8 protein-coding genes are annotated in these 10,945 nt (G+C 72.3%); all 8 read left to right on the top strand.

Annotation, left to right across the window (positions count from 1 at the left end; all coding sequences use genetic code 11):
- A partial coding sequence (locus U870_RS0121925; RefSeq protein ID WP_025159489.1) for an AAA family ATPase occupies positions 1-945 on the top strand: 945 nt, incomplete at its 5' end.
- Positions 942-2,318: a DUF58 domain-containing protein gene (locus tag U870_RS22895; protein WP_025159488.1), complete on the top strand. Its 1,377-nt coding sequence runs from the start codon at positions 942-944 to the stop codon at positions 2,316-2,318. The genes U870_RS0121925 and U870_RS22895, both read left to right, overlap by 4 nt.
- 44 nt (positions 2,319-2,362) lie before the next feature.
- The gene (locus U870_RS0121915; protein WP_052357892.1) at positions 2,363-2,911 is read left to right on the top strand and encodes a hypothetical protein; all 549 of its coding nucleotides are present in this window, start codon (positions 2,363-2,365) and stop codon (positions 2,909-2,911) included.
- Positions 2,912-3,101: 190 nt separating this feature from the next.
- Positions 3,102-6,011, top strand: coding sequence for an excinuclease ABC subunit UvrA (gene uvrA, locus U870_RS0121910; protein ID WP_240183777.1), 2,910 nt, complete (start codon positions 3,102-3,104; stop codon positions 6,009-6,011).
- A 9-nt stretch (positions 6,012-6,020) separates the two neighbouring features.
- Positions 6,021-8,075, top strand: a complete 2,055-nt coding sequence (gene uvrC, locus U870_RS0121905; protein WP_025159485.1) for an excinuclease ABC subunit UvrC — start codon at positions 6,021-6,023, stop codon at positions 8,073-8,075.
- A 181-nt stretch (positions 8,076-8,256) separates the two neighbouring features.
- Positions 8,257-8,952 carry a DedA family protein gene (locus tag U870_RS0121900; RefSeq protein ID WP_025159484.1) on the top strand — a complete coding sequence of 232 codons (696 nt, stop codon included), beginning with the start codon at positions 8,257-8,259 and terminating at the stop codon, positions 8,950-8,952.
- The gene (locus U870_RS0121895; RefSeq protein ID WP_025159483.1) at positions 8,949-10,247 is read left to right on the top strand and encodes a sensor histidine kinase; all 1,299 of its coding nucleotides are present in this window, start codon (positions 8,949-8,951) and stop codon (positions 10,245-10,247) included. Before U870_RS0121900 ends, U870_RS0121895 begins: the two co-directional genes overlap by 4 nt.
- Positions 10,244-10,915: a response regulator gene (locus tag U870_RS0121890; RefSeq protein WP_025159482.1), complete on the top strand. Its 672-nt coding sequence runs from the start codon at positions 10,244-10,246 to the stop codon at positions 10,913-10,915. Before U870_RS0121895 ends, U870_RS0121890 begins: the two co-directional genes overlap by 4 nt.
- Positions 10,916-10,945 lie beyond the last annotated feature (30 nt).

Raw genomic sequence — 10,945 nt, 5'->3', positions numbered from 1 at the left:
ATCCTCGACCGGGTCGAATCCGTGGTCGTCGGGATGCGTCAACCGCTCGCCCTTGCCCTGGCCACGATCCTCGCGGGCGGGCACGTGCTCTTCGAGGACGTGCCCGGGCTCGGCAAGACGCTCGCCGCCCGTTCGATCGCCGCGGCCGTCGGGCTGGAGTTCCGCCGCCTCCAGTGCACGCCGGACCTCCTGCCCTCCGACATCACGGGTTCGTTCGTGTACCTCCCGCAGTCGTCGGAGTTCGAGTTCCGGCCGGGGCCGGTCTTCACCGGCCTGTTCCTCGCGGACGAGATCAACCGAACGTCCCCGAAGACGCAGTCGGCACTGCTCGAGGCGATGGCCGAGGGGCAGGTGTCGGTCGAGGGCAGCAGCTTCGCGCTCCCGCGCCCGTTCCACGTCGTCGCGACGGCCAACCCGATCGAGTCCGAGGGCACGTACGCCCTGCCGGAGGCGCAGCTCGACCGGTTCATGGTCCGGCTGAGCGTCGGCTACCCGGACCAGGCGGGGGAGCAGCGCGTGCTCCTCGCCCGGGTGGCGCGGCGCCACGAGGTGGCCTCGGTGGAGCCGGTGACCGACGCCGACACCCTGCTCGCCATGCAGGCCGGCGTGGAGCAGGTCGATGTCGACCCCGACATCGCCGCCTACTGCGTCGCCCTGGCGGCAGCGACCCGGCGCCACCGATCGGTCGAGGTCGGCGCCTCTCCGCGCGGGTCTCAGGGGCTGCTGCTGGTCGCCCGTGCCCTGGCGGTGCTCGCCGGCCGCGACTTCGTCCTCCCGGACGACGTCAAGCGCGTCGCCGTCGCCGTCCTGGCCCACCGGCTCACGCTGACCGTCGCGGCGTGGACCAGCGGGGTCAGCCCGCAGGATGTCGTGGCCGAGGTGGTCGCCGGTGTGCCGGGGCCTCCGGCGGTCGGCACCCGCGACCGGGAGGCGGCGCAGGCGTGACCGCGTCGGACGGGCGGGACCGCGCCGGGAGGTGGGTGCGCAGCCCCGCCCAGGCCGGCGCCGCGCTGGTGGCCGTGGCGTGCCTCGTGGCGGCCTTCGCCTTCGGCCGGGTCGAGCTCGTGCTCATCGCCGCCCCGCTCCTGCTCTCCGTCCTGATCGACCGCGCCCGCGTGCCCCGCGGCGGCGCGGCCGTCGCGATCGAGGCCGCGGCGGACGAAGGGGGCGCCTCGGTGGACGAGGCCACGCGCGTGACCCGGATCCCGGTCTCGGTGCGCGCCCTGCCCGAGACCGGCTCGCGGCCCGACGCCGTCCAGCTGCGGTTCGCGACCGTCGACCGTGCTCCGGTCGATGCCCTGCTGACTCCGCGGGCCGCGGCACGTCTGCATCTGGAGGTCGCGGTGGGCCATTCGGGTCCGCAGCGTCTGCTGTCGGCCGAGGCGCGCGGCATCGGTACGGACGCCGCGTGGGCGGGCGACCAGGACCGGACGGAGGTCCAGACCCCGGCGACGGTGGTCGACCGCATCGTGCGCCCGGTCCCCGTCCCGGTTCGCAGTCTCCCGCTTCCCGGGCGGCTACTCGGCCTCACCGGGCAGCATCTGTCCGCCCTGCCCGGCGACGGCGGCGAGTTCCGCGACGTGGATCGCTACCGAGCGGGCGACCGGCTGCGCCGGATCGATTGGAAGGCGACGGCGCGGCGGGCGCAGCGTCCCGGAGAGCTCTACGTCCGGCGGACGACGGCGACCTCCGACGCCGCCGTGCAGCTGGTCCTGGATGCGCGCGACGATCTTCCGGGCGAGGTCGCGGATTGGGCCGAGGCGCATCCGCATCCCGGGCCGTGCTCGCTCGACGTGGCGAGGGAGGCGGCCGTGTCGCTCGCGACGGCGTACGCTGCGGTCGCCGACCGGGTCGGGTTCGACGACCTCGCGGCGGCGTCGCGGGCTCTGCCGCCGCGGGCGGGCGCCCGGCACCGCCAGGCGGTGCTGCGGGCGATCGAGACGACGGCGGCCCGCGGACCGGTGACCGAACGCGTGCGGGTGCCTCGTCTCGCTCCGGGCGCGCTGGTCTACGTGCTGTCGACGTTCCTCGACGAGCAGCCGTTGCGGTTGGCGCTCGCGTGGCGGGCCGCCGGGCACCGCGTGATCGCCGTCGACGTGCTCCCGCCGTTGACGACCGCGGAGCTGCCTGCGCGGGAGCGGCTCGCGCTCCGGGTGGTGACGGGCGAACGCGCCGTGCGGTTCGAACGGCTGCGCGCGGCAGGCGTGGAGCTGCTGGTCTGGGCGTCGGCGGAGCGCGAGGTCCAGCTGCGGCTGCTGGCGACCCCGCGCCGGGGCACGGCGCCCCAGCGCCGGGTGTCCGACGGGAGTCCGGCATGAGCGGGTCGGAACGGCGGAGCGCCGCGGGCCCTCCGGCGGACCGCATGCCGTCCCCTGCCGCTGCGGCGTCCGGGACCGACGACGACACGGGCGCGGCGGGCCTGCCGTGGACGCTGCCCGGCTGGTCGGTGCGCGCGGCCTTCGTGGTGGTGGCCGTCCCGCTCGCGCTGACGGCGGCGCCGAGCGGGCCGTGGCCCGCGCTCTGTGTGGTGCTCGCCGGGCTCGCCGTCGCGGTGCCCCGCTGGCGCGTCGCGTGGCTCCTGATCGCGGTGCTGGCGCTGTCGGCCCTGCTCGAGGACACGGCCGGCGTCTCGCCGCGCGTGCTCGCCCTCATCGCCGGAGCCCACACGCTGCACCTCCTCGCGGCGTGGATGCTCGTGGTGCCGGCGCGCGCCCGGATCCAGCCCGCGGTGCTCCTGCCGGGGCTCTGGCGTTACGTGGCGATCCAGCTGCCCGTGCAGGCCGCGGCCGTGGTCCTGCTCGCCGTGCGGCAGCCGGTCCCGGGCGGCGGTGCGGCGATCGTCGCGGGACTCGCCGTGCTCGCGCTGGCGACGCTCCTCACGCTCCTCGTCCTGCGTCGCCCCGGGCCCTGAGCGACCTCGCTTTCGTCGATGTCGGTGGCCGCGCCTAGACTCGCGCGTGCGGGCCGACGCCCGCCGCGCAGGCGCTACAATCGAACACAGCTTCGAACGAACGGCGACGGTGCGCGGACGGCGAACATCGGCCGTCGCAGCGCGGAATTAGCGGAGAATGGGACGAGTGAGCATTCAGGGGCAGCAGAACATCCAGGGTCACGCGACCCACGGGCAGGGGAGCATCGGCACGGTCACCGGTTCGCAGCTCAGCGTCCGCGGGGCGCGCGTGCACAACCTGCACGATGTGGACCTCGACATCCCGCGCGACTCGCTGGTGGTCTTCACCGGTCTGTCGGGATCGGGCAAGTCGTCGCTCGCGTTCGACACGATCTTCGCCGAGGGCCAGCGCCGCTACGTCGAGTCGCTCTCGGCCTATGCGCGCCAGTTCCTCGGCCAGGTGGACCGCCCCGATGTCGACTTCATCGAGGGCCTGAGCCCGGCGGTCTCGATCGACCAGAAGTCGACGAACCGCAACCCGCGCTCGACCGTCGGCACGATCACCGAGATCTACGACTACATGCGCCTGCTCTGGGCCCGCATCGGCGTGCCCCATTGCCCGGTCTGCGGCGAGAAGATCCAGCGGCAGACGGTGCAGCAGATCGCCGACCAGCTCATGGAGCTGGAGGCGGGCACCCGCTACATGGTGGTGAGCCCCGTCGTCTCGCAGAAGAAGGGCGAGTTCGTCGACCTGTTCAAGGAGCTGGCCGCGAGCGGCTACTCGCGCGCCCTCGTCGACGGGGAGCTGATCCAGCTCTCCGAGCCGCCGACGCTCAAGAAGCAGTACAAGCACGACATCTCGGTGATCGTCGACCGCCTCGTCGCCGGTCCGGACATCCTGACCCGGCTCACCGACTCCCTCGAGACGGCGCTGCGCCTGACCGACGGGCTCGCCCAGGTCAACTTCGTCGACCGTGAGGGCCCGGAGGCGTGGCAGTCGTTCAGCGAGAAGCTGTCCTGCCCGAACGGCCACCCGATCCAGCTCACCGAGATCGAGCCGCGCACCTTCTCGTTCAACGCGCCGTTCGGAGCCTGCCCGGAGTGCTCCGGTCTCGGCACGCGCATGTCGGTCGACGACGACCTGCTGCTCGGCGACGACACGCAGAGCATCGCCGAGGGCGTCATCGTGCCGTGGACCACGCAGGGCAAGGGCCTGTTCAACTACTACGAGAAGCTGCTCGCCGGACTCGCCCGCGACCTCGACTTCTCCCTCGACACCCCGTGGAAGAAGCTGCCCGACGCCGTGAAGGACGCGGTGCTGCACGGCGACAACTTCGAGGTCAAGGTGCGGTGGAAGAACCGCTACGGCCGCGAGATGTCCTACACCTCCGGCTTCGAGGGCGTCGTCCCGTACATCGAGCGGCAGTATCTGCAGGCCGAGACGGACACCCAGCGCGCCCGCTGGGCCGAGTACCTGCGCGAAGTGCCGTGCCCGGTCTGCAAGGGCAAGCGCCTCAAGCCCGAGGTGCTCGCCGTGCAGGTGCACGGGGCGAGCATCGCGGACGCGTCGGAGCTGAGCCTCAGCGACGCCCGTGCGTTCATGGAGAAGCTGCACCTGACCGAGCGCGAGCAGAAGATCGGCGCGCAGGTGCTGCGCGAGATCAAGATCCGCCTGGACTTCCTCATCCAGGTCGGGCTCAGCTACCTCGACCTCTCGCGGGCGGCGGCCACGCTCTCCGGCGGCGAGGCGCAGCGCATCCGCCTCGCCACCCAGATCGGCTCGGGACTGACTGGTGTGCTGTATGTGCTCGACGAGCCGAGCATCGGCCTGCACCAGCGCGACAACCGCCGGCTGATCGACACGCTGGTCGCCCTCCGCGACCTCGGCAACACCCTGATCGTGGTCGAGCACGACGAGGACACGATCCGCACCGCGGACTGGGTCGTCGACATCGGCCCCGGTGCGGGCGTCAACGGCGGGCATGTCGTGCACTCGGGCTCGTACGACGAACTGCTGGCGAACACCGACTCCTTGACCGGCGACTACCTGGCCGGCCGGCGGGAGATCGCGATCCCGGCGAAGCGCCGCAAGATCGACAAGAAGCGCATGCTGCGCGTCGTCGACGCCGAGGCGAACAACCTCAAGAAGGTGACGGTCGACTTCCCGCTCGGTGCGTTCGTGGCGGTCACCGGGGTCTCCGGCTCCGGCAAGTCCTCGCTGGTGAACGACATCCTGTACCGCGTGCTGGCGAACAAGCTCAACGGCGCCCGGAAGCTGCCGGGCAAGCACCGCACGGTCACCGGACTCGACAACCTCGACAAGGTGGTGCACGTCGACCAGGCGCCGATCGGCCGCACCCCGCGCTCGAACCCGGCCACCTACACCGGCGTGTTCGACCGCATCCGGAACCTCTTCGCCGAGACCACCGAGGCGAAGATGCGCGGATACCTCCCCGGGCGGTTCAGCTTCAACGTCAAGGGCGGCCGCTGCGAGGCGTGCTCGGGCGACGGCACGATCAAGATCGAGATGAACTTCCTCCCCGACGTCTACGTCGCGTGCGAGGTGTGCGGGGGAGCGCGGTACAACCGCGACACCCTGTCGGTGCACTACAAGGGCAAGAACATCGCCGAGGTGCTCGACATGCCGATCAGCGAGGCGGCGGTGTTCTTCGAGCCGATCTCGGCCATCCACCGGTACCTGAAGACGCTCGTCGACGTGGGACTCGGCTACGTGCGCCTCGGTCAGAGCGCGACGACCCTCTCCGGCGGTGAGGCGCAGCGCGTCAAGCTCGCGACCGAGTTGCAGCGCCGCTCCAACGGCCGCAGCGTCTACGTGCTCGACGAGCCGACCACCGGTCTGCACTTCGAGGACGTCCGCAAGCTGCTCCTGGTGCTGAACGGCCTGCTCGACAAGGGCAACACCGTCATCGTGATCGAGCACAACCTCGACGTGATCAAGTCGGCGGACTGGTTGATCGACATGGGACCCGAGGGCGGCGCGGGCGGTGGACAGGTCATCGCGACCGGCACACCCGAGCAGGTCGCCGAGGCGCCGGGCAGCCACACGGGCTACTTCCTCAAGGAGATCCTGCAGGGCGAGAGCGCCCAGGGCGCCGCGTAGGAGGAGCGTGTGGCCGATACCGTCAGCTACCGGCCGAAGGCCGGCGAGATCCCGACGCAACCGGGCGTCTACCGCTTCCGCGACAAGAACCGTCGCGTGCTCTATGTGGGCAAGGCGAAGAACCTGCGCGCGCGGCTGAGCAACTACTTCCAGCCGCTGCGCAGCCTGCACGAGCGCACCCGGCGGATGGTGACGACGGCCGCGTCGGTCGAGTGGACGGTCGTGGCCAGCGAGTTCGAGGCCCTCCAACTCGAATACACCTGGATCAAGGAATTCACGCCGCCGTTCAACGTGCAGTTCCGGGACGACAAGTCGTATCCGTACCTGGCGGTGACGCTGGGGGACCGTATCCCGCGGGTGATGGTGACGCGCAACCGCGGAGTGAAGGACGCCCGCTACTTCGGTCCCTACACGAAGGTCTGGGCGATCCGCGACACGGTCGACCTGATGCTCAAGGCCTTCCCCGTCCGCAGCTGCTCCGACGGCGTCTACCGTCGCGCCGAGCTCACGGGGCGGCCGTGCCTGCTCGGTGACATCGGCAAGTGCGCGGCGCCGTGCGTCGGACGCATCTCGCCGGAGGATCACCGGGAGCTGGCCGAGGACTTCGTCTCCTTCATGGCCGGCAACGACACGAAGTACATCCGCGAGCTGACGGACAAGATGAAGACCGCGGCGGGCACGATGGACTACGAGGCCGCCGCGCGGCACCGGGACGCCATCCAGGCGCTGGAGGCCGCGATGGGCAAGAGCGCCGTCGTGCTGCAGGACACGGTCGATCTCGACGCCTTCGGCATCGCCCACGACGAGCTGGCCGCCGCCGTGCAGCAGTTCATCGTGCGCGGTGGGCGCATCCGCGGTGTGCGCAGCTGGGTCGTCGACAAGGAGCTCGACATGGATCTCGGCGAGCTGGTCGAGACCGTACTGCAGAACGCCTATGAGGGTGCCGACGTCCCCCCGCGTGAGATCCTCGTGCCGGAGCTGCCGGACGATGCGACCGAGCTGGAGCAGTGGCTCACCGCGCGCAGGCACGAGACCAGCGGTGGCAGCGTCAGCGACCCGACCGCGACGCGGGGGCGGCTCAGCGGCCGTGTGGAGCTGCGGGTCGCCCAGCGCGGTGACAAGGCGGCGCTCGCCCAGACGGCCGAGATGAACGCCAAGAACGCGCTCGTGCTCTACAAGACCCGCCGGTCGGCCGACTTCGTCGCGCGGTCGAAGGCGCTCTCCGACATCCAGGACGCCCTCGGGATGGACGAGGCGCCGCTGCGCATGGAGTGCTACGACGTGTCGCACCTGAGCGGCACCAACATCGTCGCGTCGATGGTCGTCTTCGAGGACGGCCTGCCCCGCAAGGACCAGTACCGGCGCTTCAGCATCCCCGAGTCGACCGACGACACCGAGTCGATCTACCAGGTGATCACCCGGCGACTCGCCTATCTGAAGGACGACGCGCCGATCGAGACCGACCCGGTCGCCGCGGGTATGGAGGAACCGGCCGACGAGGCCGGCGCGGACGAGGTGGGCCGGGGTGAGGTGGGCCCGGATGGCGACGGTGTCGCGGGAGACGACCCGACCATCGATGTGGAGGCCGAGCTCGCGGAGGCGGCGGCGGAGAAGCGCCGGCGCAAGTTCTCCTACCCGCCGAACCTGCTGCTGGTCGACGGCGGCCAGCCCCAGGTCGCCGCTGCGCAGCGGGCTCTGGAGGAGTCCGGTGTGCAGGGCATCCAGCTCGCCGGGATCGCCAAGCGGCTGGAGGAGATCTGGCTGCCCGACTCCGACTTCCCGGTGATCCTGCCGCGCAACAGCGACGCCCTGTTCCTCATCCAACGCCTCCGCGACGAGGCGCACCGGTTCGCGATCACGTACCAGCGGTCGCGACGCAAGCGCGACATCGGGACGGTGCTGGGGGAGATCCCCGGCCTCGGCCCGGCGCGGGTCAAGGAGCTGCTCAAGCATTTCGGATCGGTGGCGCAGCTCAAGCAGGCGACGCCGGAGCAGATCGCGGAGGTGCGCGGGGTGGGGCCGACGCTGGCGACCGCCATCCACGAGCGTCTCACCGACCGCTGAGTCCGACCGCGCCGCCGAGTCCGACGGCGCCGCCGAGTCCGACCGCGCCGCCGAGTCCGACCGCGCCGCCGAGTCCGGCCGTCGCGACCGATGGCGAGGGAGGTGGATCTCCCTCCGCAGTAGGGTCCGACGGTACCGGCGGGTGACGCGCGGTGCCGCGACCGGACCGTAGCGTCGCGGTATGGATGCCGTGAACGAGTTCATCGCCCAGGCGGCCGCATCGCCGTGGGTCTACCTGGTGGTCTTCGCCGTGGTGCTGGTGGACGCCTTCTTCCCGCCCGTGCCGAGCGAGTCCGTGGTCATCGCGGCGGCCGCCGCCGCGGTCGCCGTCGGAACGCCGGACCTCCCTCTGGTCATCGCGTGCGCGGCGGCCGGCGCGATCGCGGGGGACAACCTGACCTATGCCATCGGGCGGCGGGTTCCCCTCGAGCGGCTGCGGATGCTGCGCGGCCCGCGGATGAGCGCGGCCCTGGCCAGGGCACGGCGCGGGATCCATGACCGCGCCGGTGTGCTGGTGCTCTCGGCGCGCTACGTGCCGGTCGGCCGCGTCGCGGTGAACCTGATGGCGGGTGCGGCCCGGGTGTCCTGGCGCCGGTTCCTCCTGCTCTCGACGCTCGCCGGGGTCTCCTGGTCGCTGTACTCGGTTACTGTGGGGGTGATCGCGGCGCACTGGCTCGGCGGCAACGCCTTCCTGGCCATGGTCGTCGGGATCGCTCTCGGCGTCTCGGCCGGGATCGCCCTCGACGCCGGGCTCCGCGCGATGTCGCGTCGCCGGGAGCGCCGGACGGCCGCCCCTGGCGGCGACGGCGCCGAGGAGCACGCCGAACCCGCACCCGCACCCGTGACCGTTCCGCTCGCAGAGGAGGCTCGCCGATGACCGCGGCATCGCCCGTCCCGTCCCCGGTGGCTCTGCGCCTCGATCGGGGCCGTGCGCTCCTCTGGGGCGCCACGATCACCGTCTCGGTGGCGGTCCTCGTCGTGTCCTCGGTGCTCTCGGCGACCCTGTACGCCGTGCCGGTGATCTTCGCCCTCCTGCTCTCGCTCGCGCTGGCCGGAGCGATCGTGGCCGCACTGGTGCGTCCGGCCGCGGCGGCGGCCCTCTCCGCCGCCGCCGTGATCCTCCTCGCGCTGCTCGGGACGCCGGACACCGGAAGCCCCTGGCCGGTCCCGGTGACCGCGATGATCGCCTTCTCGGCCACTCTCGCCGTCGCCAGTGCCGGTTCGGCCTGGCGCACGGCCGCGACCGTGTGGCTGATCGCGGTCGCCGCCACATCCATCGTGGGCTCGACCGCCGCCCACGCGCCCGCGACGGTCGGCGCCGTGACGGCCGACCTGGTCGTGTTCGCCGCGATCAGTGCGGCGGCCGTGCTCGGCGGTCTGCTGGTGGCGCGCTGGCAGGACGTGCGGCGCCAGCTGCTGCGCGAGCAGCGCGTCTCCGCCTCCGAGCAGGCGCTGCGCGAGGTCGCCGAGGAGCGCACGCGCATCGCCCGGGAGCTGCACGATGTCGTCGCCCATGGCATGTCCGCCATCCAGGTGCAAGCGTCGAGCGCTCGCTATCGTCTCCCGGACCTCACCCCGGAGGCCGCGGCCGAGTTCGACGAGCTCGCCGCGACGGCGCGCAGCGCGATGGGGGAGATGCGGATGCTCCTGGGTGTGCTGCGCCGGGAGGACGTGGCCGCCGAGACGGCGCCGCAGCCGGGGCTGGCGGACGTTCCTGCTCTGGTGACCGCCGCGAGCCGGCGCGGCGCGGTGCGACTCGACGACCGGTTGGCGACCGGGTTCGCCGGGACGCTCGATCCCGTGCTCTCCCTCGCGGTTTACCGCATCGTGCAGGAATCGCTGAGCAACATCGCCCGGCATGCGACCGGAGCCGTCGCCGACGTGCTGCTGGAACGCACGACCGCCGGGCTGGTGGTCGAGGTCGCGAACGAGCGTGCACCCGGCCGGCCGGCCTCCGCCCCGGCACCGGAGAGCGGCGGCCACGGGATCCGCGGCATGCGCGAGCGAGCGGAGCTGCTCGGGGGCAGCCTGGAGGCCGGTCCGCGCGCGGACGGCGGGTTCCGGGTGCGCGCGCTCCTGCCGCTCGACACGCCGGACTCCGTCGGCCACGGGGCGGACATGCTGCGCGGCGTGGACGCCCGCGCCGACGCCGCGACGGGGGAGACGGCATGACCATCAGCGTCCTGGTGGTCGACGACCAGGCGATGGTGCGCGCCGGTTTCGCGGCGATCCTGGCCGCACAGGACGGCATCGAGGTGCTCGGGCAGGCGGCGGACGGCGCGGAAGCCGTCGAGCTCGCGCGGCGGCTCCGACCCGATCTGGTGCTGATGGATGTGCGGATGCCGGTCATGAACGGCATCGAGGCGACACGCGAATTGGTGCGCCCGAGCCGCGGCGACCCGCACCGTCCGCTCGTCCTCGTCCTCACCACCTTCGACGCCGACGAGTACGTCTACGACGCCCTCAGCGCGGGCGCGAGCGGATTCCTGCTCAAGGACGCCCCGCCGGCCGACCTCGTGCAGGCGGTGCGGGTCGTCGCCGCCGGGGACGCCCTGCTCGCGCCGCGTGTGACCAAACGGCTGCTCGAGCGCTTCGGCGCACTCCGCCCCGCCGGCGGGGCGAAGGCCCAGCGTCTGGCCGGCCTGACCGAGCGGGAGCGCGAGATCCTCGTGCTGATCGGTCGCGGACTCTCGAACGCGGAGATCGCCTCCGAGCTCTTCATCGCCGAGCAGACCGTCAAGACCCATGTGAGCCGGGTGTTCGCGAAGCTCGGCCTGCGCGACCGGGTCCAGGCCGTGATCCTCGCCTTCGATGCGGGACTGGTCGATCCGACCCCCTGATCCGGCACGTCGTGCCGGCCCCTACCGCGG

Source organism: Leifsonia aquatica H1aii, from assembly GCF_000633535.1.
Lineage (GTDB): Bacteria > Actinomycetota > Actinomycetes > Actinomycetales > Microbacteriaceae > Leifsonia > Leifsonia aquatica_A.
This window is presented reverse-complemented; position numbering and strand designations above follow the sequence as displayed.

What these genes read in the sequence shown, in the direction of transcription:
- U870_RS0121915 (WP_052357892.1), top strand. Translation starts at nt 2,363, where the DNA reads ATGCCGTCCCCTGCCGCTGCGGCGTCCGGGACCGACGACGACACGGGC.
- U870_RS0121900 (WP_025159484.1), top strand. Translation starts at nt 8,257, where the DNA reads ATGGATGCCGTGAACGAGTTCATCGCCCAGGCGGCCGCATCGCCGTGG.
- U870_RS0121895 (WP_025159483.1), top strand. Translation starts at nt 8,949, where the DNA reads ATGACCGCGGCATCGCCCGTCCCGTCCCCGGTGGCTCTGCGCCTCGAT.
- U870_RS0121890 (WP_025159482.1), top strand. Translation starts at nt 10,244, where the DNA reads ATGACCATCAGCGTCCTGGTGGTCGACGACCAGGCGATGGTGCGCGCC.